The sequence below is a fragment of the Hydrogenophaga sp. genome, assembly GCF_018780385.1.
GTDB lineage: Bacteria > Pseudomonadota > Gammaproteobacteria > Burkholderiales > Burkholderiaceae_C > Hydrogenophaga.
This window is the reverse complement of the sequence record NZ_JADMJO010000087.1, coordinates 1-21,671: the sequence shown is the minus strand read 5'-3', so window position 1 is coordinate 21,671 and position 21,671 is coordinate 1. Positions and strand designations below refer to the sequence as shown.

At 64.5% G+C, this 21,671-nt stretch carries 22 protein-coding genes and 1 other RNA gene; 14 read left to right on the top strand and 9 right to left on the bottom strand.

Going from position 1 to position 21,671, the window contains the following annotated elements:
* The 3 genes from IV113_RS21000 to IV113_RS20990 all read left to right on the top strand — a co-directional run.
* On the top strand, window positions 1–1,172 hold a 1,172-nt coding region (locus IV113_RS21000), incomplete at its 5' end, for an O-acetylhomoserine aminocarboxypropyltransferase (RefSeq protein ID WP_291089041.1).
* An 85-nt stretch (window positions 1,173–1,257) separates the two neighbouring features.
* Window positions 1,258–2,076 carry an alpha/beta hydrolase gene (locus IV113_RS20995; RefSeq protein WP_291089038.1) on the top strand — a complete coding sequence of 273 codons (819 nt, stop codon included), beginning with the start codon at window positions 1,258–1,260 and terminating at the stop codon, window positions 2,074–2,076.
* Between the two features lie 35 nt (window positions 2,077–2,111).
* Window positions 2,112–3,404, top strand: a complete 1,293-nt coding sequence (locus IV113_RS20990) for a cytochrome P450 (RefSeq protein ID WP_291089035.1) — start codon at window positions 2,112–2,114, stop codon at window positions 3,402–3,404.
* A 7-nt stretch (window positions 3,405–3,411) separates the two neighbouring features.
* On the opposite strand, the gene IV113_RS20985 is transcribed toward IV113_RS20990, so the two are convergent.
* A complete protein-coding gene (locus IV113_RS20985; RefSeq protein ID WP_291089032.1) occupies window positions 3,412–4,698 on the bottom strand; it encodes a YihY family inner membrane protein in 1,287 nt (428 codons plus the stop codon).
* A gap of 35 nt (window positions 4,699–4,733) precedes the next feature.
* On the opposite strand from IV113_RS20985, the gene IV113_RS20980 reads away from it, so the two are divergent.
* The 9 genes from IV113_RS20980 to xth are packed head-to-tail and all read left to right on the top strand — an operon-like array spanning window position 4,734 to window position 11,587.
* Entirely contained in the window at window positions 4,734–5,195 is a 462-nt protein-coding gene (locus tag IV113_RS20980; RefSeq protein ID WP_291089029.1) for a DUF2069 domain-containing protein, read from the top strand.
* A complete protein-coding gene (locus IV113_RS20975) occupies window positions 5,192–6,628 on the top strand; it encodes an FAD-binding oxidoreductase (RefSeq protein ID WP_291089027.1) in 1,437 nt (478 codons plus the stop codon). Before IV113_RS20980 ends, IV113_RS20975 begins: the two co-directional genes overlap by 4 nt.
* Window positions 6,625–7,530, top strand: a complete 906-nt coding sequence (locus IV113_RS20970) for a transglycosylase SLT domain-containing protein (RefSeq protein ID WP_291089024.1) — start codon at window positions 6,625–6,627, stop codon at window positions 7,528–7,530. Before IV113_RS20975 ends, IV113_RS20970 begins: the two co-directional genes overlap by 4 nt.
* On the top strand, window positions 7,527–8,357 hold the full coding sequence (locus IV113_RS20965; protein ID WP_291089021.1) for a thymidylate synthase: 831 nt from the start codon (window positions 7,527–7,529) through the stop codon (window positions 8,355–8,357). The genes IV113_RS20970 and IV113_RS20965 overlap by 4 nt, the downstream gene beginning before the upstream one ends.
* Complete coding sequence (locus IV113_RS20960) at window positions 8,354–9,259, top strand: DMT family transporter (protein ID WP_291089018.1); 906 nt, start codon at window positions 8,354–8,356, stop codon at window positions 9,257–9,259. Before IV113_RS20965 ends, IV113_RS20960 begins: the two co-directional genes overlap by 4 nt.
* 4 nt (window positions 9,260–9,263) lie before the next feature.
* Entirely contained in the window at window positions 9,264–9,785 is a 522-nt protein-coding gene (locus tag IV113_RS20955) for a dihydrofolate reductase (protein WP_291089015.1), read from the top strand.
* A complete protein-coding gene (queE, locus tag IV113_RS20950; RefSeq protein WP_291089012.1) occupies window positions 9,782–10,423 on the top strand; it encodes a 7-carboxy-7-deazaguanine synthase in 642 nt (213 codons plus the stop codon). Before IV113_RS20955 ends, queE begins: the two co-directional genes overlap by 4 nt.
* Window positions 10,420–10,797 (top strand): 6-carboxytetrahydropterin synthase, encoded by a 378-nt coding sequence (locus tag IV113_RS20945; RefSeq protein WP_291089011.1) that lies wholly within the window; start codon window positions 10,420–10,422, stop codon window positions 10,795–10,797. Before queE ends, IV113_RS20945 begins: the two co-directional genes overlap by 4 nt.
* Before the next feature lie 13 nt (window positions 10,798–10,810).
* Entirely contained in the window at window positions 10,811–11,587 is a 777-nt protein-coding gene (xth, locus tag IV113_RS20940; RefSeq protein WP_291089009.1) for an exodeoxyribonuclease III, read from the top strand.
* Here the strand turns inward: xth and ntrC are convergent.
* From ntrC to IV113_RS20910, 6 genes are all read right to left on the bottom strand, one after another.
* Window positions 11,574–13,133 carry a nitrogen regulation protein NR(I) gene (ntrC, locus tag IV113_RS20935; RefSeq protein ID WP_291089007.1) on the bottom strand — a complete coding sequence of 520 codons (1,560 nt, stop codon included), beginning with the start codon at window positions 13,131–13,133 and terminating at the stop codon, window positions 11,574–11,576. The genes xth and ntrC overlap by 14 nt on opposite strands.
* Window positions 13,134–13,184: 51 nt before the next feature.
* Entirely contained in the window at window positions 13,185–14,309 is a 1,125-nt protein-coding gene (gene glnL, locus IV113_RS20930) for a nitrogen regulation protein NR(II) (protein ID WP_291089005.1), read from the bottom strand.
* Window positions 14,306–14,827, bottom strand: coding sequence for a hypothetical protein (locus IV113_RS20925; protein WP_291089003.1), 522 nt, complete (start codon window positions 14,825–14,827; stop codon window positions 14,306–14,308). Before IV113_RS20925 ends, glnL begins: the two co-directional genes overlap by 4 nt.
* 191 nt (window positions 14,828–15,018) lie before the next feature.
* Window positions 15,019–16,434, bottom strand: coding sequence for a type I glutamate--ammonia ligase (glnA, locus tag IV113_RS20920; RefSeq protein WP_291089001.1), 1,416 nt, complete (start codon window positions 16,432–16,434; stop codon window positions 15,019–15,021).
* A 260-nt stretch (window positions 16,435–16,694) separates the two neighbouring features.
* Window positions 16,695–17,510 (bottom strand): molybdopterin-binding protein, encoded by an 816-nt coding sequence (locus IV113_RS20915; RefSeq protein WP_291089000.1) that lies wholly within the window; start codon window positions 17,508–17,510, stop codon window positions 16,695–16,697.
* Between the two features lie 31 nt (window positions 17,511–17,541).
* Window positions 17,542–18,438, bottom strand: coding sequence for an EI24 domain-containing protein (locus IV113_RS20910; protein WP_291088998.1), 897 nt, complete (start codon window positions 18,436–18,438; stop codon window positions 17,542–17,544).
* A 127-nt stretch (window positions 18,439–18,565) separates the two neighbouring features.
* On the opposite strand from IV113_RS20910, the gene IV113_RS20905 reads away from it, so the two are divergent.
* Window positions 18,566–19,387 carry an alpha/beta hydrolase gene (locus IV113_RS20905; RefSeq protein ID WP_291088997.1) on the top strand — a complete coding sequence of 274 codons (822 nt, stop codon included), beginning with the start codon at window positions 18,566–18,568 and terminating at the stop codon, window positions 19,385–19,387.
* 214 nt (window positions 19,388–19,601) lie between these two features.
* A complete protein-coding gene (locus IV113_RS20900; RefSeq protein ID WP_291088995.1) occupies window positions 19,602–20,330 on the top strand; it encodes a hypothetical protein in 729 nt (242 codons plus the stop codon).
* Window positions 20,331–20,344: 14 nt separating this feature from the next.
* Here the strand turns inward: IV113_RS20900 and IV113_RS20895 are convergent, their stop codons facing one another.
* Window positions 20,345–21,088 carry a 16S rRNA pseudouridine(516) synthase gene (locus IV113_RS20895; protein WP_291089043.1) on the bottom strand — a complete coding sequence of 248 codons (744 nt, stop codon included), beginning with the start codon at window positions 21,086–21,088 and terminating at the stop codon, window positions 20,345–20,347.
* Window positions 21,089–21,291: 203 nt separating this feature from the next.
* Window positions 21,292–21,668: a transfer-messenger RNA gene (gene ssrA / locus IV113_RS20890) on the bottom strand.
* Window positions 21,669–21,671: the final 3 nt, after the last annotated feature.

Here is a 21,671-nt window from a genome sequence, read left to right as displayed (position 1 = left end):
TGTTCAACCTGGAGCGCGCGGGCCACGTGTACAGCCGCATCAGCAACCCGACCAATGCGGTGTTCGAGCAACGCATGGCCGCACTCGAAGGCGGCATTGGCGCGATTGCCACCGCCAGCGGCCAGGCCGCGCTGCACCTGAGCGTGGCCACGCTCATGGGCGCGGGCTCGCACATCGTCGCCAGCACCGCGCTCTACGGCGGCAGCCAGAACCTGCTGCACTACACGATGCGCCGCTTCGGCATCGAGACCACGTTCGTCAAACCCGGCGACATCGATGGCTGGCGCGCCGCGGTGCGGCCCAACACGAAGCTGTTCTTCGGCGAAACCGTGGGCAACCCCGGCCTGGACGTACTGGACATCCCCACCGTCTCGCAGATTGCGCACGAGGCCGGTGTTCCCTTGCTGGTGGACTCGACCCTTACAACGCCTTACCTCGTCAAACCCTTCGAGCTGGGGGCCGATCTCGTTTACCACTCGGCCACCAAGTTTCTCAGTGGCCACGGCACCGTGATCGGCGGCGTGGTGGTCGATGCAGGCAGTTTCGACTGGGAAAAGTCGGGCCGCTTCCCCGAGCTCACCGAAGCCTACGAGGGCTTTCACAACATGGTGTTCAGCGAAGAGAGCACCGTGGGCGCGTTTCTGCTGCGTGCACGCCGCGAAGGCCTGCGCGATTTCGGTGCCTGCCTCTCGCCGCACAGCGCGTGGCTCATTCTGCAAGGCATCGAGACGCTGTCGCTGCGCATGGACCGCCACATGAGCAACACCGAAAAGGTCGTGCAATTCCTCGCCAGCCACCCGCTGGTGGGCCGCGTGGGCCATCCGCTGCTGGAGAGCCACCCCAGTCACGCCCTCGCCGAGAAGCTGCTGCGTTTCGGCGCCAAGGGCGCGGGCTCGGTGTTCAGCTTCGACATCCAAGGCAGCCGCGAGCAGGGCAAAGCCTTCATCGAAGCGCTCCAGATCTTCAGCCACCTGGCCAACGTGGGCGACTGCCGCTCGCTGGTGATTCATCCGGCCAGCACCACGCACTTCCGCATGAGCGACGAGGCGCTGGCCGCCGGCGGCATCGGCCCGGGCACGATCCGCCTGTCCATCGGTCTGGAAGACCCGGACGACCTGATCGACGACTTGAAGCGCGCGCTCAAGGCCGCCGAGAAAGCCGGAAAACAATGAACCCCCACGCTCATCACTTCGTGTATTCACTGCCCCCCGAGGGGGCGCTGGCCTCCCTTGGGGCGGCCCGGCGGGAGTCCTGACCATGTATCTGCAAGTCAACGGCGCCAACACGTACTGCTACACCGGCGGCAAGGCCTTCGAGGCCGCCAAACCCACCGTGGTTTTCATCCACGGCGTGCTCAACGACCACAGCGTCTGGATCCTGCAAAGCCGCTACCTGGCCCACCACGGCTGGAACGTGCTGGCGGTGGACCTGCCGGGCCACTGCAAGAGCGACGGGGAAGCGCCCGTTTCGGTGGAAGACGCCGCTGGCTTCGTGGCCGCCTTGCTCGACGCGGCGGGTGTGCAGAAGGCAGCGCTGGTCGGCCACAGCTGGGGTTCACTGATCGCGCTCGAAGCGGCGGCTCAGTTGAAAGACCGGGTGAGCCACCTCGTGCTGGTGGGCACGGCCTACCCCATGAAGGTCTCACCCGCGCTGATCGAGGCCGCGCTGAACGAGCCCGAAAAGGGCATGAAGATGATCAACGTGTTTTCGCGCAGCACGTTGGCAGCACCGCCGTCGGCGCTCGGCCCCGGCACCTGGGTGTACGGCTCGAGCCTGGCGCTGAACCGCCGGGTGCTGCGCAGCAACACCCGGGTCAATGTGTTCCACCGCGGCTTCGTGGCTTGCGACGGCTATACCGGCGGTGAAGCGGCCATGGCGAAGATCACCTGCCCTGTGCTGTTTCTGCTGGGTGGACAAGACCAGATGACGCATCCCAAGACCGCGCAAGGCCTGATTCAGGTGGCCAGGGCCGCCGGCCACCGGGTGTCGGTGACCAGCGTGCCCGCGGGCCATCACCAGATGACCGAAGCGCCCGAAGAAACGCTGGTCGCCATTCGCAACTTCCTCGCGGCCTGAGCCTCATTTCACGCACTGGCAGCTGGCTGGCCACAATGCCCACCATGCCCTTCGAGATCACGCCTGCGATGACACCCACCCGGGCCCAGGACATCGCCCGGGCCTTCGACCTGCGCGCACTCCAACCCGAGTTCCTCGCCAACCCCTACCCGGTGTACGCCGCGCTGCGCGAACACGAGCCGGTGCGCCGCATGCCCGACGGCTCGGTGTTCCTCACGCGCTGCGCCGACCTGATGGTGGTGTACCGCGACGCGCAAACCTTCAGCTCCGACAAACAGGTTGAGTTCGCGCCCAAGTACGGCGTGGGCTCCGCGCTGTTCGAGCACCACACCACCAGCCTGGTGTTCAACGACCCACCCTTGCACACCCGCGTGCGCCGGCTGATCATGGGCGCGCTCACGCGCCGCGCCATCGCCGACATGGAGCCGGGCCTGATCGCGCTGGTCGACAGCCTGCTGGACTCGTTGGCCGAGCGCAGCGGGGGTGACCTCATTGAAGACTTCGCCTCGGCCATTCCGGTGGAGATCATCGGCAACCTGCTCGATGTGCCGCACCCGGACCGCGGCCCGCTGCGCGCCTGGTCGCTCGCCATCCTCGGCGCGCTGGAACCCACCATCACACCGGTGCAGCAAGCGCTGGGCAATGCGGCCGTGACCGACATGCTGGCCTATCTGCGCACGCTGGTGGCGCAGCGCAGGCAGCACCCGGGTGACCCCGAGCGCGACGTGCTCACGCGGCTGATCCAGGGCGAGGCCAGTGGCGAACAATTGAGCGAAGTCGAGCTGCTGCAGAACTGCATCTTCCTGCTCAACGCGGGCCATGAGACCACCACCAACCTGATCGGCAACGGCCTGATCGCGCTGCAGGAACACCCACAGGCCCGCAGCGTCCTGCAAACCGCGATGCGGCACGCCGCAGACGATGGCACCGCGCAAGAGGCGGTGCTCAGCCGCGCGGTCGACGAGTTCCTGCGCTTTGAATCGTCGAACCAGCTGGGCAACCGGCGCGCGGTGAAGGACACGCAGGTGGGTGGTGCTGAGCTCAAGGCCGGCACGCTGGTGACGCTGTGCATCGGCGCGGCCAACCGGGACCCTGCGCAGTTCGCCAGCCCCGAGGTGCTGGACCTGGCGCGCGAGGGCAACAAGCACCTGGCCTTCGGTTTCGGCATCCACCAGTGCGCTGGTCTGAGCCTGGCGCGGCTGGAGGGGCGCATCGCCATCGGGCGATTCCTGCAGCGCTTCCCCGATTTCCATCTGACCGAAGCCCCGCTGCGCGGTGGGCGCGCACGGTTTCGCGGCTTCCTGCGCGCGCCGTTCTCGGTGGCGTGAAGGCGCTTCAGCCGGAGGCGACCGACGGGCCTTCGGCCATTTCCTGGACCAACGGCGGTTGAGGCGCGGACGCCAGCGCCTGTGCCAGCGTGAGCTGGGCCCAGTGGCTCTCCGACCAGAAACGCGCGGTGTTCGGTTGACGCGCCAGCAGCAGGCGTTCCACCAGCGGCGCCAAGGGTGTGCTGACGGGGTCGACCAGCAGCACATACCGCTCACCGTCTTCGTCGAGGCGACCCAGCCAGTCCAGCGACACCAGCGTGGCCACGGGTTCCTCCAGTTGCAGCGCATCGACCCGCAGCACCTGGGCCAATGCTTCCAGGCTCAGGCCTTTGGGCGCAGTGTCGCGCGCGGTGTGCAACTGCTGCAACAGCTCCAGCGCCAGTTGAAAACTCCAGCCCGGCGAATCACCGCGCCGCGCAATGCCCGAGAGCAGGCTGGGCAGGTAGGCCGCCACCACCGCGCCCAGCAGCACGATCACCCAGGCCACGTAAAACCACACCAGCAGGATCGGCACCGTGGCAAACGTGCCGTAGACCACCGAATACGTGGGCACTTGCGCGAGGTACCAGGCCAGCAGCTTCTTCGCCAGCTCCAGCCCGGCGCCCACGAACAAGGCCCCCACCAGAGCGTGGCTCCAGCGCACCCGGGTGTTGGGCACGTAGCGGTACAGCGCGGCAAGGCCCACCGTGAGCAAGGTGAACTGCACCGCCCCCAGCAGGAATCGCACCCCGCCCGGCACATCGGCCACAACATCACGGGACAGGGAGACGGCGTAAGTGGTCAGCGTGAGGCTGCCGGCCAGCAGCAAGGGGCCCAGGGTCAGCACCGCCCAGTACACCAGCACCCGCTGGGTGAACGAGCGGGGCTGGCGCACGCGCCAGATGTCGTTGAGCTTGCGGTCGATCGTGAGGATCAGCGCGAGTGCGGTGATCAGCAGCACCAGCGCGCCCGCCCAGCCCATCTGGCCGGCCTTGTTGGCGAACTGGTTGAGGTAACTGAACACCTGCTTGGCGATGTCGGGCGGCACCAGGCTTTGCACCAGCCAGCGCTGCAGCGTGACCTGCAGGCGATCGAACATCGGAAACGCGCTGAAGATGGCCAGCGCCACGGTGAACAGCGGCACCAGCGAAATGGTGGTGGTGAAGGTCAGGCTGCTGGCGGTGATGCCCAGGCGGTCTTCACGGAAGCGCTCGCGCAGGGTGATGGCGGTGTTGGCCCAGGGGAAGTTCAAGGCATCGCGCCAGAGCGCGCGAGCGAGGGTTTCCAGGGCACGCAGGCGCTCTTTGAAGGTCATCCCGGTATCATGCCACCTGCTCTTTCAACCCCGCCATGCCCGACATTTCCACCCCCCCCAGTCCCGAAGCCCTCCTTGTTGCACAGGGAGACTCGGCGCGCGCCGTCAATGCCACACGCTGGCTGGCCGTGGGCAGCCTGCTCGGCCTGATCGTGCTGGGCTTTCTGTGGGAAATGTGGCTGGCCCCGCTGCGCGAAGGCGGCTCGTGGCTGGTGCTCAAGGTGCTGCCGCTCACGATCCCGCTGGCGGGTCTGCTGAAAAACCGCATGTACACCTACCGCTGGGTCAGCCTGATCGTGTGGCTGTACTTCACCGAAGGCGTGGTCCGCGCCACCAGCGACACCGGTCCTTCGGTCTGGCTGGCGGTGATCCAGACGCTGCTGTGCGTGGCCTTGTTCGTGGCCTGCGCCCTGCACGTGCGCATCCGCCTGCGCGCGGCCGGCAAAGAGGCCGTGGCGGCCGACGTGGCCAGCGCCAACGCGGCCGCTCAGCCATGAACCCGGCACACCTCGAACTGCTGGCGCAACTGCGCCAGACCGTGGGCGCCTCGCATGTGCTCACGCACGAAGACCCCACCACCGATCTGTCGGCCTGGGAACAGGACTGGCGCAAGCGCGCACACGGCCAGGCTCTGGCCGTGGTACGCCCGGGCAGCACGGCCGAGGTGGCCGCTGTGGTGCGGGCCTGCGCGCAGGCCGCCGTCTCGCTGGTGCCGCAAGGTGGCAACACCGGCCTGGTGGTCGGCTCGGTGCCCGACGCCTCGGGCACGCAGGTGGTGCTCAACCTCATGCGTCTGAACGCGGTGCGCACCATCGACCCGGCCAACCTCACCATGACGGTGGAGGCCGGCTGCGTGCTGCAGACCCTGCAGGACACAGCCGAAAAGGCCGGCTTTCTCTTTCCCCTGAGCCTGGCGGCCGAAGGCAGTTGCAGCATCGGCGGCAACCTGGCCACCAACGCAGGCGGCACGCAGGTGGTGCGCTACGGCAACGCGCGCGACCTCTGCCTGGGCCTGGAAGTGGTGACCGCCCAGGGCGAGGTGTGGCAGGGTCTCACCGGCCTGCGCAAGGACAACACCGGCTACGACCTGCGTGACCTGTTCATCGGCAGCGAGGGCACGCTGGGCGTCATCACCGCGGCCACGCTCAAGCTCTACCCGCTGCCCGCCGCGCAACTCACCGCCTGGGCGGCACTCCCCACACTGGACGCCGCCGTGGCCCTGCTTGGCCTCGCGCACCAGCACCTGGGCGCCGGCCTCACCGGCTTCGAGGTCATGGGCCAGTTCGCGCTGAGCCTGGTCGACAAGCACATGCCGCAGCTGCGCGTGCCGTTGTGGCAGGACACGCCCTATTGCGTGCTGCTCGAGAACAGCGACAGCGAATCGGAACAACACGCGCGAGCCCAGTTCGAGCGCCTGCTGGAAACCGCCTTCGAACAAGGTCTGGTGAGCGACGCGGTGGTGGCCGAGAGCCTGACGCAGGCACATGCGCTGTGGCACATCCGCGAGAGCATTCCCCTGGCGCAGGCCGAGGAAGGCCTGAACATCAAGCACGACATCAGCATCCCGGTCTCGCACATCCCGGCCTTCTGCGCCGAGACCGATGCCTTGCTGCAGCGCGAGATCCCGGGCGTGCGGTTGGTCAACTTCGGCCATCTGGGCGACGGCAACCTGCACTACAACGTGCAGGCACCGGCCGGCAGCGACGCCAAAAAGTTCCTGAACGAGCAGGAAACGCGTGTGAACACGCTGGTCTTCGACGCGGTAGCGCGCTACCATGGCTCGATCAGCGCCGAGCACGGCGTGGGCAGCCTCAAGGCCGACCACCTGCCCCACTACAAGGACCCGGTTGCACTGGGTCTGATGCGGGCCATCAAGCAGGCGCTGGACCCGCACAACCTCATGAACCCTGGCCGCGTCCTCACACCATGATCTCCCGCCACTGGCCCCGACTTCTGCTGGCGCTCGCGCTCACTGCCACGGGGCAGGCGCACGCGGTGGACGTGTCGCAGCGCCAGGCCTGGCGCGAGCAGGCGCAGGGCTTCGAGCACGGCGAGGGGGTGAAGCGCGACACCGAGGCCGCCATCCGTCTGTATTGCCAGGCCGCGCTGGCCGGTGACGCAACGTCGGCCTACAACCTTGGCTGGATCTACGCCAATGGTCGAGGCGTGGAGCGCAACGACGGGTATGCCGCACACTGGTTTGCGCGCGCCGCGCTGCTGGGCGACGCGCACGCCGAGGGCATGTTCAACCGCCTGGCCACGCCCGCCGACAAGCCCGAGTGTGTGCAGCAGGCCGAGCGCACCGACCTGCAAAAGGCCAATGAGGCCAGGCAGGCAGGGGAAGTGACCGAGCTCGCGACGCGCTACCAGACCCTCGTGAACACACCCGAAGAGCAGCGGATCATGAAGATCGTCTACAAGCTGGCGCCGCAATTCGGCATCCAGCCGGGCCTGGCTTTCGCGGTGATCCGCGCCGAGTCCAACTTCAACGTGAACGCCTTGTCGGACAAGAACGCGCAGGGCCTCATGCAACTCATTCCCGAGACCGCGGCGCGCTTTCGCGTGCGCAAGCCCTTCGACGCCGAGCAGAACATCCGCGGCGGCCTGTCGTACCTGCAATGGCTGCTGGCCTATTTCAGGGGCGATGTGCCCCTGGTGCTGGCCGCCTACAACGCGGGCGAGGGCACGGTCGACCGCTACCGCGGCGTGCCACCCTACCCCGAGACCCAGGGCTACATCAAACGCATCCAGCAGGTGTTCTCGCTGCAGCACCACCCGTTCGACGCCCGCATCACATCCCCCTCGCGGGCCCTGCCCAACCGCCTTCCATGACCCGTCCCATCCGATCGCAATACGAAGACTTCATGCGCCACGTCTACACCACAGGCGTGCAGAAAACAGACCGCACCGGCACCGGCACCACCAGCGTGTTCGGCCACCAGATGCGCTTTGATCTCAACGAGGGTTTTCCGCTGGTGACCACGAAGAAGGTGTTCCTGCGCGCCATCATCGTGGAGCTGCTGTGGTTCCTGCGCGGCGACAGCAACGTGAAGTGGCTGCAGGAACGCGGTTGCACGATCTGGGACGAATGGGCTCGGGAAGACGGTGACCTGGGCCCCGTGTACGGCGTGCAGTGGCGCAGCTGGCCCACGCCCGATGGCGGTCACATCGACCAGATCACCGACGTGATGAACACGCTCAAGAGCAACCCGGACTCGCGCCGCATCATCGTGAGTGCCTGGAACGTGGCCGAGCTCTCGAAGATGGCGCTCATGCCCTGCCATGCGTTCTTCCAGTTCTACGTGGCCCCAGCCACCGAGCCCGGTGGCCGCGGCAAGCTGAGCTGCCAGCTCTACCAGCGCAGCGCCGACATCTTCCTCGGCGTGCCTTTCAACATCGCCAGCTACGCGCTGCTCACCCACATGGTGGCGCAGCAGTGCGATCTGGACGTGGGCGACTTCATCTGGACCGGGGGCGACTGCCACATCTACAGCAACCACCACGAGCAGGTGGAATTGCAGCTCTCTCGCCAGCCCATGGCCTATCCCAGCCTGCACATCAAGCGCCGCCCGGCCAGCATCTTCGAGTACGAGTTTGAAGACTTCGAGGTGCAGGACTACCAACACCACGCGGCCATCAAGGCGCCTGTAGCGGTGTGATCAGCCGCCGCCAACTGTGGGCGCTGCTGGCGCTCACGCTCATGTGGGGCGTGAACTGGCCCATGATGAAGCTCTCGCTGCAGGAGCTCTCACCCTTGTACTTTCGCGCCAGCACCATGCTGCTGGGCGCGCTCTGGCTCTTTGCCTATGTGGCCCGCCGCGGCGAGCGCATGTGGCCGGCCCGCGCGGAGTGGGCCACCATCGCCTGGCTGGGTCTGCCCAACGTGCTGGGCTGGCACACGCTGTCCATCTTCGGCGTGAAAGAGCTGGCCTCTGGCCGCGCGGCCATCCTGGGCTTCACCATGCCGATCTTCACCGTGCTGATCGGTGCGGCCTTCTTTGGCGAGCGCATCACGCCGCGTGTGCGTGTGGCGGTGGTGTGCGCGGGCATGGCCATCGGCCTGCTGCTGTGGCACGAGCTGCAAAGCCTGAGCGGGCGGCCGGTGGGTATCGCGTGGATGCTGGGCGCAGCGTTCTGCTGGGGCCTGGGCACCTTGATGTTTCGCCGGGCGCACTTCACGCTGTCGCCCATGGTCGTCACGGTCTGGATGCTGCTGCTGGGCAGCGCGGTGGTGTGGGCGCTGGCGCTTGCACTGGAGCCGGTGCCCACACCATCCACCTTCTCCATCCCTCTGTGGATCAGTCTGGTGTACGGCGTGTTCATCAACTACGGCGTTGCACAGCTGATCTGGTTTGGCATGGCACGCGACCTGCCCCCGGCCACCAGCGCCATGAGTGTCATGGCGATCCCGCTCGTGGGCACGCTGAGCGCCACTCTCATCGTGGGCGAGGTGCCGCACTGGCAGGACTGGGTGGCCATTGGCTTCGTGATGATGGCGATTGCCAGCGTGCTGCTGCCCTCACGCTCCGCTGCGGCTGCGTCGGGGCCGGCGGCACAATAGCGGCATGCCAGCCACCGCACTGCCCAACCCCCGACTTCACCTCATTTTTGCGCGCGCCGCCAACGGCGTGATCGGCAAGAACAACGCCCTGCCCTGGCACCTGCCGGAGGACATGGCCCACTTCAAGCGCACCACACTGGGTTGCCCGGTGATCATGGGCCGCAAGACATGGGATTCGCTGCCACCGAAATTCAGGCCCCTGCCCGGCCGGCTCAACATCGTCGTCACGCGCGACCCGCAATGGCAAGCAGCTGGCGCAGCGCGCGCAAGCTCGCTGGAAGCAGCCATGGCGCTCTGCTCACCCGGTGCCGACGCCTGGGTGATCGGTGGCGCGCAAATCTACGCCGCCGCGCTGCACCTGGCCGACTCGGCGGTGGTCACCGAGATCGCGCAGGACTTCGAGGGCGACGCCTTTGCTCCCACCTTCGGCCCGGACTGGCGCGAGACCGCACGCGAGACCCACGTGGCCGCCAGTGGCCTGCCCTACGCCTTCGTCACGCTGAAACGCTTGAGAGACCTGCCATGAGCTACGCGGTCAAGGAAGTGTTCTACACGCTGCAGGGCGAGGGTCTTCGCGCGGGCCGGCCTGCGGTGTTCTGCCGCTTCGCCGGCTGCAACCTGTGGAGCGGGCGTGAGGAAGACCGCGAACGCGCCGTCTGCCGGTTCTGCGACACCGACTTCGTGGGCACCGATGGCGTGCGCGGCGGCAAGTTCGCAACAGCAGGCCAGCTCGCCGCGCTGGCGGCGTCGCTGTGGCCGGAGAGCCAAGGCCACCGCTACATCGTGCTCACCGGCGGCGAGCCGCTGCTGCAGGTGGACGCCGAGCTGATCGACGCGTTGCACGCGCTGGACTTCGAGATCGCGGTGGAGACCAACGGCACGCTGCCCGTGCCATCGGGCATCGACTGGATCTGCGTGAGCCCCAAGGCTGGCGCCGACTGGGTGCAGCGCAGCGGCCACGAACTCAAGCTGGTATGGCCGCAAGCGACCTTGCTGCCCCAAACGGTGCAGGCCTTGTGCGACCTGCAGTTCGACCACTGGCTGCTGCAACCCATGGACGGACCTCAGCGCGCCGCCAACACGCGCAGCGCCATCGACTTCTGCCAGCAGCACCCGCGCTGGCGCCTGTCACTGCAAACCCACAAGATCCTGGACATTCCATGAACAACGCACCCGCCGCGCAGCACGAGCTGTCACAGCGCTTCTTTTTCGAGGCCGCGCACACGCTGCGCCGAACGGTGGAAACCGAAGGCAGCCGCCGCGTGCACGGCCACACCTACGAGGCCGAGGTGACCGTGCGCGGCACCCCCGACGCTGCTGGCATGGTGATCGATCTGGCGCTGCTGCGCGCCGCGATTGCCCGCGTCCGCGAGCAACTGGACCACCACTTCCTCGACGAGGTGGCGGACTTGGGCATTCCCACGCTGGAAAACCTCTGCAGCTTCATTCGCGCGCAACTCGCCCCCACCGTGCCGGGCCTGTGCGCCGTCATGATCGAACGCCGCGCGAGTGGCGACCGCTGCGCCCTGCGCTGGTAACAAGGACCCTCTCATGCAACTCGCCACCTGGAACATCAACTCCCTCACTGTGCGCCTGCCCCAGGTGCTGGACTGGCTCGCTGCCAACCCTGTCGATGCACTCGGCTTGCAAGAGCTCAAGCTGGTGGACGAGAAGTTTCCCTACGATGCATTGAAAGAAGCCGGGTACCACGCTGCGGTCTTCGGCCAGAAGACCTACAACGGCGTGGCCATCCTGAGCCGTACCCCGGTGACCGATGTGGTGCGCAACATCCCGATGCACGCAGACGACCAGTCGCGCGTGATCGCCGCCACGCTGGACACGCCCGACGGCCCACTGCGACTGGTGAACTGCTATTTCGTCAACGGGCAGGAACCCGGTTCGGAAAAGTTTGCCTACAAGCTGCGCTGGCTGGAGGCGCTGCACCGCTGGCTGGTGGACGAGTTGAAAGTGCATTCGCGGCTGGTGCTGATGGGTGATTTCAACGTGGCGCCGGAGGACCGCGACTCGTTCGACCCGGTGGGCCTGAAGGACACCATTCACCACACGGTGGAAGAACGCGCGCACTTCCAGGCCTTGCTGCAACTGGGCCTGACCGACGCCTACCGAATGTTCGAGCAGCCCGAGAAGAGCTACTCATGGTGGGACTACCGCATGCTGGGTTTCCAGAAAAACCGCGGGCTGCGCATCGACCACATTCTGGTGAGCGAAGCGCTGCGCGACGGCGTGAAGGCCTGCACCATCGACCGAGCGCCCCGCAAGAACCAGCAGCCCAGCGACCATGCGCCGGTGGTGGTCACTCTAGATTGAGCTCCTGGATCTTCCGGGTGATCGTGTTGCGCCCGATACCCAACTTGTGCGCAGCCTCGATGCGGCGGCCCCGCGTATTGACCAGCGCCGTCTGAATCAGTTTGGTCTCGAAGCGGCGGGTGAGCACGTCCCACACGTCGGTGCGTCCTTCTTCGAGCAACGCCAACGCCTCGGCCTGCAGGCCGGTTTCCCAGGCCGGCACCGATGCCGTCGGCAAGGCATCAGGCACGGGCGCCTGTTCGGGCGCCGCGAATGCGGGTGAGCCCATGTGCAGCGACTCCGAGAACGCCACGGGCGGTGCAGCGGCTGCAAACGGCGCCGCTGCGGTGGGCGTGGCCAGGGCGTCTGGCAGTGCCGCCAAAGCCGCCACCGACGTTCCCGCCATGGCCAGCACCTCGGGTGGCAGGTCCTTGAGTTCGATCATCTGGGCGGGCGCCATCACGGTCAGCCAGTGACACACGTTCTCCAGCTGCCGCACGTTGCCGGGAAAGTCGAACGTGCCCAACAGCCGGATGGCCGACTCTGAAATGCGCTTGGGCTCCACACCCAGTTGTTTGGCGCTTTGCTGCAGGAAGAAGCGCGTGAGCATGGGCACGTCTTCGCGGCGCTCGCGCAAGGCGGGCAGGCGCAGGCGGATCACATTGAGCCGATGGAACAAATCCTCGCGGAACACGCCTTCCTTGACGCGCTGCTCCAGGTTCTGGTGTGTGGCGGCGATCACGCGCACGTTGGCGCGCACGGCGCTGTGGCCACCCACGCGGTAGAAGTGCCCGTCGGACAACACCCGCAGCAAGCGCGTCTGCAGGTCAAACGGCATGTCGCCAATCTCGTCGAGAAACAGCGTGCCGCCATCGGCCTGCTCGAAGCGGCCACGGCGCATGGTCTGCGCACCGGTGAAGGCACCCCGCTCATGGCCGAACAGTTCGGACTCCAGCAAGTCCTTCGGAATGGCGGCGGTGTTGATGGCCACGAACGGGCCTGCGGCGCGCGGCGAATGTTTGTGCAAGGCACGGGCCACCAACTCTTTGCCCGAACCCGATTCACCGGTGATCAGCACCGTGACCTGGCTCTGGCTCAAACGCCCGATGGCGCGAAACACGTCCTGCATGGCCGGTGCCTGTCCGAGCATCTCGGGCGCGGCGGTCATGCGCTCTTCAGCCACCTCCTCGCGCTGGCTCTCTTCCACCGCGCGGCGGATCAGCTCCACCGCCTTCGGCAGGTCGAACGGCTTAGGCAGGTACTCAAAAGCCCCGCCTTGAAAGGCAGAAACCGCACTGTCGAGATCAGAGAAGGCGGTCATGATGATCACCGGCAGGCCGGGCAGCATCTCCTTGACCTTCTCCAGCAGCTCCAGACCAGAGCCACCAGGCATGCGGATGTCGCTCACCAGGATCTGCGGGCCTTCGCTTTCGGGTGTGTCCGTCAAGGCCTTGAGCACGTCCTGCGGATTGGTGAAGCTGCGTGTGGGCAGGTTCTCGCGCAACAGCGCTTTTTCGAGCACGAAGCGGATCGATTGATCGTCGTCCACTATCCAGATCGGCTTCATGTTGGTGTCGTCCCTTCTTGTGGCGCAGCGCTCGGCAATGGTTTGTCGGTTCTAGGGCAAGGGGATCAGGATCTTGAAGTCCGTGCATCCCGGCACGCTCTCACACTCGATCAATCCATGGTGCTGCTGAACAAAAGTTTGTGCCAGCGTGAGCCCCAGGCCGGAGCCGCCATCGCGTCCCGACACAAGCGGGAAAAAGATGCGGTCCTTGATCGAGTCTGGTACGCCAGGCCCGTTGTCGATGACATGCAATTCCAATGCCAGGCGATAGCGCTGCTTGCCAAACGTCACTTGCCGACCCACACGCGTCTTGAAAATGATCTTCGCGTCACCCGCCGCCATGCGTTCGGCCAGCGCTTGCGCCGCGTTGTGCGCGATGTTGAGCACGGCCTGGATGAGCTGCTCGCGGTCGCCACGGAACTCGGGAATGGAAGCGTCGTAGTCGCGCACCACGCGCAGCCCCTTGGGGAACTCGGCCAGGATGAGCGAGCGCACCCGCTCACAAACCTCGTGGATATTCACGTCACCCACCACGTGCGGTCGGCGGTGCGGCGCGAGCAGGCGATCGACCAGCGACTGCAGCCGATCAGCCTCATGAATGATGACCTGTGTGTATTCGATGAGTTCGCGCGAATCGAGCTCCATCTGCAGCAATTGCGCGGCGCCGCGAATCCCGCCCAGCGGGTTCTTGATCTCGTGCGCAAGGTTGCGAATGAGTTCCTTGTTGGCTTGGGCCTGATCGATCAGGCGCTCCTCGCGCTCCTGTCGGGCCTGTTGCTCCAGCGGCAACAACTCCACCACCACCTCACCCTTGCTCTCGGTTTGGGCCACCACCACATGCACCGGCAAGGCTTCATGGCTCACACGCTTGAGCCAGGCGTCGTAGCGCAAGGCCGCAAACTCGTTGCCTCGGGCGCCACTGAGGGCGTTCTCCAGCAACGCGGGCTCGGTGAAGCAGTCTTGAAACAGGGTGTTGGCAATGCTGCGTCGGGAAGTACCCAGCGCATCTTCAAGCGCCGCGTTCGCATACAGCACATGCCCATCGGCATCGACCACCGCAACCAGGGTGGCCAACAGGTCCAGCGATTGAAAACGCCCCGCCGAGGCAGCGGGCCGCTTCGGCGGCGCCCGGCGTTTGATGGGAGATGGCGGTGGTGTCTTTTTCAAGCCGCTCATCTTGCGGCATTGCCCGACGCGGCAGGCAGCCGGCCCAGCTCCCGCTGGAGACCAGCGACATCGCTTTCGGCGCGCGTCACCGCGGCCTTGAGCTCGGCCACCCGGTCCAGATAGCGCTGGTAGTTGCGCGACTCGATGCCCTGCTTTTCGGGCTCACCATTGGCGTATTCCTTTCGCGCCTGCGCCAGCCGCTCCTCGGCCTTGCGCAACTCGGCTTCCAGAATGGCCTTGGCATCGCTGTCCCGTGCGCGCTGTGCATTGGGATCGACACGATCGTTGCCGTTGCGCGGGGCGGCAGCCGGTGTGGAGCGGGCAACGGGCGTGGGTTTGGTGCCTTCCACGATCGTGATGTTCCCACCCTCCATCGGGGTGCAGTTGCGGCTCTTGGCCACCTGGGCGTTGTTGGTGTATTCGTTGCCGCAGCGGTAGATGCGTTCCTGGGCCTGGGCTTGCAGGCTGCACAGGGCCACAGCGCCTGCGACGAGGGATGGAACAAAAGAGAAATGCAGAGCGGACATGGGCACAAGGTCTCCGTTGGGTCGACACGGCAAAGACTGGCGCCGTTCATCGCGAATCAGTATGACGGAAAACCCTTTGAAAAGTGCCGCCGCCGACCCCGTTGACAGGGCCAGATGTCGCTCCAAAACAAAAAGGGACGGCTTGCGCCGTCCCTCGTCTGCATGGTCGCCCGGCCAGGCCGGGCGATCCATCACAGGCTGTAGTACATGTCGAACTCGACCGGATGCGGTGCCATGCGGAAACGCGTGACTTCGCCCATCTTCAGCTCGATGTAGGCATCCAGCATGGAATCGGTGAACACACCGCCCTTGGTCAGGAAGCCGCGGTCGTTGTCAAGATACTCCAGCGCCTGGTCGAGGCTGTGGCACACGGTGGGCACCAACTTGTCTTCTTCGGGCGGCAGGTGGTACAGATCCTTCGTGGCGGCTTCGCCCGGGTGGATCTTGTTCTCCACGCCATCCAGACCGGCCATCATCAGCGCCGAGAAGCACAGGTAAGGGTTGGCCGAAGGATCGGGGAAACGCGCTTCGATGCGGCGGCCCTTAGGGTTCGCCACATACGGAATGCGGATCGAGGCAGAGCGGTTGCGGGCCGAGTAGGCCAGCTTCACAGGGGCTTCAAAGCCGGGCACCAGGCGCTTGTACGAGTTGGTGCCGGGGTTGGTGATGGCATTGAGCGCACGGGCGTGCTTGATGATGCCGCCGATGTAATACAGGGCGAAATCGCTCAGGCCGGCATAGCCGTCGCCAGCAAACAGGTTCTTGCCGTCTTTCCAGATCGACTGGTGAACGTGCATGCCGGAGCCGTTGTCACCGGCGTAGGGCTTGGGCATGAAGGTGGCGGTCTTGCCGTAGGCATTGGCCACGTTCCACACCACGTACTTGAGCACCTGCGTCCAGTCGGCGCGCTCCACGAGCGTGCTGAACCGGGTGCCGATTTCGTTCTGGCCAGCGCCCGCCACTTCGTGGTGGAACACCTCGACCGGGATGCCCAGCGATTCCAGGATCAGGGACATCTCGGCCCGCATGTCTTGCGTGCTGTCGACCGGGGGCACGGGGAAGTAGCCGCCTTTGACGGTGGGACGGTGGCCACGGTTACCGCCTTCGAGCTTGGCACCGCTGTTCCATGGGGCTTCGTATTCGTCGATCTCGCACATCACGCGACCGGGTTCGTTGCTCCAGCGCACGCCGTCGAAGATGAAAAATTCAGGCTCAGGTCCGAAGAAGGCGGTGTCACCCAGGCCGGAGGCCTTGAGGTAGGCCTCGGCACGCTTGGCGATGGAGCGCGGATCGCGGTCGTAGGCCTTGCCGTCACCCGGTTCGATCACGTCGCACTGCAGGAACAGCGTGGTTTCTTCGAAGAATGGATCGATGTTGGCCGTGTTGGAGTCGGGCATGAGCTGCATGTCCGAGGCTTCAATGCCTTTCCAGCCAGCAACCGAAGAGCCGTCGAACGCGTGGCCCGAGGTGAACTTGTCTTCGTCGAAGTGGGACACAGGCACGGTGACGTGCTGCTCTTTGCCCCGGGTGTCGGTGAAACGGAAGTCAACGAATTTCACTTCGTTGTCTTTCACCATTTGCATCACGTCTGCGACGGTCTTGGCCATCAAATACTCCTGTAGCTGGTGAGTGAAAAATGAAAATCGACTTGGGAATGAAGCAGTATTTGTGCCAAACGCAACCCGGGTTCACCTGAACGGGGCATCTGCCTCCAAACGCCCGGGGATTATGGCGCAGGCCATGCGCCACAAAGGTTCGCGACAAAGCGTTGACGAGGGGTTTTCAGCCTTCAGCGCGAAGCTTGGACCGACAAGCGGGCGATAGGCACTATTTTGGTGCAACTTTCGAATGCACCAACAATGCGCAATCACTCTCGCACCATCTCTGGGCCCAACTCGGCCCCGTGTTGATGCAGGCCAGCAAGCAGGCTGGCAAAGGCGTCTGCAACCGCGCCAGTGCCCCCCTTGACGCCCAGTTCGATGTGGCGCCCGAACTCGGGATGATCCACGCTGGGCAGGCTGAACACCTTGACCGGATACTCACGTTCAATCCGCTCCATCAACGGCGTCAGCGTTGCCTCCATGGCTCCCATCACGATCACCGAGCGCTCCAGCGAGGAACCTTGGTGGTGCAGGTGAGCGTAGGGATGGTCCAACACCCACTCGATCATCGGCCATGCCATGACTGGAAAACCTGGCACGAAGTGAACCTGCCCTCCCCCTGCGCCGGTGCAACTGAACCCGGGGATCTTGTTGTACGGATTCTGGATGATGGCCGAACCCAGCGGGAACACGCCCATGTTGTAGCGGTGCACGTTGTCCGCACGCTGGGGGTCGAAAACCTGACCCTGCTCAGCCGCCACATCCCGCATGCGCGACTCGATCAGCATCTTGGCTTCGGGATGCAAGACCAGTTCGACTCCCAGCGCAGCGGCAGCACACTGGCGGGTGTGATCGTCAGGAGTGGCCCCGATGCCGCCACATGAAAAAACGATGCCCGGCTGAGCGAACGCGTCTCGCAAATTGGCCGTGATGCTCTGGCGGTCGTCGCCCACGAACCGAGCCCAGGACAGCGACATGCCTCGCGCGTTCAACAGCTCGATGACCTTGGACAGGTGTTTGTCCGCGCGCTTTCCCGAGAGGATTTCGTCGCCGATGATGATCAGGCCGATGGCTGGCGTCATGAGGTGCTCAACACAAAAAAGAAAGGAAAGGTCACGTCGCACCGGTCTGATCTGGCCCGCGGACTTGCGGCGTGTCGGCGCGGGCGTCAGAAGGGCGAACACGTTCGGAATCGGCATCCAGCACCTCCACCGGCACCACGGCGCGCAGGCGCTGCAGCGCCGCGAGTGCGAAGTGGGCAAACCAGAGCGAGGCAAAGGCAAATACCAGCGTGTAGATCCAGATGGCCAGCGGCACCAACAGCGGCGCCATGGCAATGAACATGGCGCCAGAAGCCCACAACAGCGTGGGGGCTGCGCCCAAATAACCGCTGAGCACACCCATGAGCAGCAGGCTGCCGCGGTGTTCTTTCAAGATGGATTTGCGCTCGTCACTGCTGGCATGCGTGGCCAACGCGTCAAACGCAAAAACGCGGTACGTGAGCCAACCCCAGATCAAAGGCGGCAGGATCAGCACCAAGGGGGGTACCAGCCACAAAGGCAGGGAAATCACCAGCGCAACGATGGCCAGCAGTGTGGAGCCCAATGACCACAGCACACTGATCACCAGCGACCCACCGTGTTTGCGCTCCAGGCTGGCAAAGCGACGCTGGCCCACCAGGTCCACCATCGCCGGCGTCATGAACATCGCCACCAGCAACAGACACAACAACACGATGACGGGCGTGGCCAACACCAACACCAGCAGCGGCGCAAACACGCCCCTGAGCGGACCCATCCCGATCTGGTCCATCCAGGCCAGCAACGTTTCCACCAGCTCGAACGACGCCAGCCAGGCGCCCACCGAGGCCACAGCACCTTCCCAGAAAAAGTAGCCCAGGCCGAATGACAGGACGACCATCAAGATCAACGGAAGAAAGGACAGGGCGATCACCCTGGGGTGGACGCAGTACGCAACGGCCCGCCAGAAAGAATCGAACAACAAAGTCATCGCACGAGAATACAACCAATCCACGGCACAGGCCGGGCCCGGGACACCGTGTATCGACGTGCCGCAAGGGGAGAGTCGATCGCGTTGAAGACAGCTCTACCGAAGCTCCGGGGCTAACATCCGAACGATGAATCGCATCGTGATTTCAGGCGTGGGACTCGAGGTGGCTCACATTCAGGGCCCAACCGACAAGGCCCCACTCGTCTTTCTGCATGAGGGCCTGGGAAGCGTATCTCTCTGGCAGCAGCGAGGGTGGCTATGGCCTGCCGAACTGTGCGCCGCGACGGGTCGCGCGGGCTGGATGTATTCAAGACGCGGTTACGGAGAATCCGACCCGGTGGAGGACGTGAGGGGCCCTCCGCGCCGCAGCGGACCATGGCACATCGGGCGCCACGAGCCCGACTACATGCATCTGGAGGCCAAGGAGGTGTTGCCACAGGTACTCCGGCAGCTGGGTATCGTCCGCCCGGTTCTGGTCGGACACTCCGACGGGGCCACCATTGCATTGCTGCACGCCGCCCACCATGACGTGGCTGCCTGTGTAGCGCTGGCACCCCATGTGTTCGTGGAAGAAATGTCGTTGACGGCTATCGCGCAGGCCAAAACGCTGTTTCAGGCCGAGCCACAGTCCGCGGGAGGCCTGCGGCAACGGCTGGCCCGCCACCATCGAGACGTCGACAACGCCTTCTGGCAGTGGAACGACGTCTGGCTCAGCCAGGCATTCCGCGCATTCGACATCAGGGAGGAAATACGGTCCATTGCCGCACCGCTGCTCCTGGTGCAAGGCGTGGATGACGAGTACGGCTCCCTGGAGCAAGTGACGTCGATTGAAACAGCGATCGCCGGCGCCGTCAGGCTGGAGCTTGCCCAGTGCGGACACAGCCCCCACCGAGATCAGCCCGATCGCCTCACCGAAGCCGTACAAGGCTTTTTAAGCTGCCTTATTTAGAGACGTATCGAAGTTACCCACTATTTAGGATGTACGAATGTCCAGCAGTGTGCACAATCAGTCTGGGTGTGTAATGTGGACCAAATAGCCCATCAAACGGTGCGCAAACCCCAAGAAATTCACACCTTCTTCGTGTATCGATTTTGCAGACTCCCCACGGCTGGCGACAACTGCATACACTTTGATACAGATAGACGAACACCTTCCCATCCTCATGACCGACTGGACCAACCCATGGCTGCTTGCAGTGCTGGTGCCCGCTTTGCTGGCGCTGGGCGCTCTGCTGCATCGCATGTGGACCGATCGGCAGGCCAGGCAGCGAAGGCGCATTCCGAAACACTGGCCCTTGAGTACCCGCGCGCTGGCCAACAGCGAAGAAGCCAGGGTCTGGCATTGGCTGGCGCGAGCTTTTTACGATCATCATGTGATGATCAAGCTTCCGGTGACGCGCTTCACTCTGCCCCGTGACCGGGAACAAGGCATGGAATGGTACAAGTTGCTGGGCAGCGTGTATTGCACGTTCACCGTGTGCCGCTCCGACGGCCGGGTGCTCGGTTGCCTTGATGTCCCCGGCAGTGCGGGCCTTCCACGCAGCACGCGGGCACTCAAACACTCTTTGCTGACCCAGTGCGGCCTGCCCTACTGGGTGGTTCGCTCCAACAGCCTTCCCACCGTGGCCGAAATTCGCGCCGAGTTCTTGGGCGAATCAGCGCTGAGCCAGTCGATGCGCGAGCGCGAAATGGAAGAGCGCGCCATCATTGCCGCACAGGCCAATCTGCGCACAGTGTTGACCCGCCAACGAAGCACCCGCGCCAGCGACTTCTCCCCGCTTTCCACTTGGCCCAACAGCACCACGGGCGAGCCACGAAGCGACTTCAACTCTCAGTGGCAAGAGAATTCTTTCCTGATGCCCCTCGACAGCCGCAAGGGCGATCTCCTCTGAGATGCGGCGAGGGTTCAGCCAGGGGCCTTTTGCGTGAGCGACGCGACTTCTTCCCGGCTCAGCCAGCGCCAGCGACCGGGCATCAAATCACCGGTTAGCGAAAGCACCCCCACCGACGACCGATGCAGGGCCTCAACCCTGTTGCCCACCGCAGCCACCATGCGCTTGACCTGGTGGTACTTGCCCTCGGTCAGCGTCAGCTTCAGGTGAAACTCACTCTCAGCGGAACATGATTGAGCCTTCACGGGCTTGGGATCGTCGTCCAGAACCACACCCTCCAGCAGTCGATTCACCTGCTGTTCATCCAGGGGATGCTTGACCTGCACCTCGTATACCTTGGGCACATGATGACGGGGAGAGGTCAACCGGTGGATGAACTTGCCGTCATCCGACATCAACAACAGACCCGTGGTGTCCTGATCAAGACGCCCCACCGCCTGCACGCCTGCAGCCGCTCCCCCGCCACGTGCTCGCAGCGGGCCGGGCAACAGGGTGTAAACGCTCGGATAGGTGCTGGGTTTTTGTGAACACTCGTAGCCGGCAGGCTTGTGAACCATGAGGTAGGCCCGCTCGTGGTACGCCCAGGCCTCTCCCTGGACCTGAAACACCAAACCGTCCTCGACAAACGTGGCGGTGGGATCGATACATGCATGCAAGCCCGTCCCCTCTTCCACCTTCACCAGCCCCTGCTGAATGAGCCCGCAACAGATTCGTCGGGTACCGAAACCTTGTGAAAAAAGAATGTCCTGCAATTGCATCATGGTGCGGAGATTGTCGCTGCTCTACAAGCGACCATCTTCGTCACCAGGATCTAGATGGCCATGTACTGTCTGGTCAGCGGCATCGGGGTGCTGCGCCCAGCAAACAGGTCATCCCCTTGTCTCTCACGCTGGAACACGCAGTGAAATAAAAAATGAAAAGGCCGCTAACGTGGGTGGTTAGCGGCCTTGATCAGGTCGTATGGTGGAGCTGGGGGGATTTGAACCCCCGTCCGCAAGCCTTCTTCGAGCAGTTCTACATGTGTAGCCGTCTGATTTGAGTCTCGCCGCCCGAGTCGCGCAGTGGCACGCTAAACGGGAAACCAGCATCCTTGAGTCTCGCCCTGCGTCAAGGTGCCCGACGCAAAGCCAGCCGATGAAATTATCCTTGCAGCCGGGAGGTCTTGCGACCCCCTTGCCCAGCCCATCGGCCTGCTGTTGCAAGGCTCACCGCTGATTAAGCGGCGAGTGCGAAACGTTCGTCGTTTGCAGTTGGTTTTTTTCTGTTGCTTTACGAGGTGACAGAACCTCGACATGCCCTGCTGCGCGTCCGAACCCACGTCGAAACCAGTGCAGCCCCAAG

Bases quoted from the DNA above. Each gene is read 5' to 3' on its own strand.
- IV113_RS20990 (WP_291089035.1), top strand. From the start codon at position 2,112: ATGCCCACCATGCCCTTCGAGATCACGCCTGCGATGACACCCACCCGG.
- IV113_RS20985 (WP_291089032.1), bottom strand. From the start codon at position 4,698: ATGACCTTCAAAGAGCGCCTGCGTGCCCTGGAAACCCTCGCTCGCGCG.
- IV113_RS20925 (WP_291089003.1), bottom strand. From the start codon at position 14,827: ATGTCCGCTCTGCATTTCTCTTTTGTTCCATCCCTCGTCGCAGGCGCT.
- xth (WP_291089009.1), top strand. From the start codon at position 10,811: ATGCAACTCGCCACCTGGAACATCAACTCCCTCACTGTGCGCCTGCCC.
- IV113_RS20965 (WP_291089021.1), top strand. From the start codon at position 7,527: ATGACCCGTCCCATCCGATCGCAATACGAAGACTTCATGCGCCACGTC.
- IV113_RS20910 (WP_291088998.1), bottom strand. From the start codon at position 18,438: ATGACTTTGTTGTTCGATTCTTTCTGGCGGGCCGTTGCGTACTGCGTC.
- IV113_RS20900 (WP_291088995.1), top strand. From the start codon at position 19,602: ATGACCGACTGGACCAACCCATGGCTGCTTGCAGTGCTGGTGCCCGCT.
- IV113_RS20915 (WP_291089000.1), bottom strand. From the start codon at position 17,510: ATGACGCCAGCCATCGGCCTGATCATCATCGGCGACGAAATCCTCTCG.
- IV113_RS20895 (WP_291089043.1), bottom strand. From the start codon at position 21,088: ATGCAATTGCAGGACATTCTTTTTTCACAAGGTTTCGGTACCCGACGA.
- IV113_RS20970 (WP_291089024.1), top strand. From the start codon at position 6,625: ATGATCTCCCGCCACTGGCCCCGACTTCTGCTGGCGCTCGCGCTCACT.
- IV113_RS20980 (WP_291089029.1), top strand. From the start codon at position 4,734: ATGCCCGACATTTCCACCCCCCCCAGTCCCGAAGCCCTCCTTGTTGCA.
- IV113_RS20995 (WP_291089038.1), top strand. From the start codon at position 1,258: ATGTATCTGCAAGTCAACGGCGCCAACACGTACTGCTACACCGGCGGC.
- IV113_RS20975 (WP_291089027.1), top strand. From the start codon at position 5,192: ATGAACCCGGCACACCTCGAACTGCTGGCGCAACTGCGCCAGACCGTG.
- glnL (WP_291089005.1), bottom strand. From the start codon at position 14,309: ATGAGCGGCTTGAAAAAGACACCACCGCCATCTCCCATCAAACGCCGG.
- ntrC (WP_291089007.1), bottom strand. From the start codon at position 13,133: ATGAAGCCGATCTGGATAGTGGACGACGATCAATCGATCCGCTTCGTG.
- IV113_RS20905 (WP_291088997.1), top strand. From the start codon at position 18,566: ATGAATCGCATCGTGATTTCAGGCGTGGGACTCGAGGTGGCTCACATT.
- IV113_RS20945 (WP_291089011.1), top strand. From the start codon at position 10,420: ATGAACAACGCACCCGCCGCGCAGCACGAGCTGTCACAGCGCTTCTTT.
- queE (WP_291089012.1), top strand. From the start codon at position 9,782: ATGAGCTACGCGGTCAAGGAAGTGTTCTACACGCTGCAGGGCGAGGGT.
- glnA (WP_291089001.1), bottom strand. From the start codon at position 16,434: ATGGCCAAGACCGTCGCAGACGTGATGCAAATGGTGAAAGACAACGAA.
- IV113_RS20955 (WP_291089015.1), top strand. From the start codon at position 9,264: ATGCCAGCCACCGCACTGCCCAACCCCCGACTTCACCTCATTTTTGCG.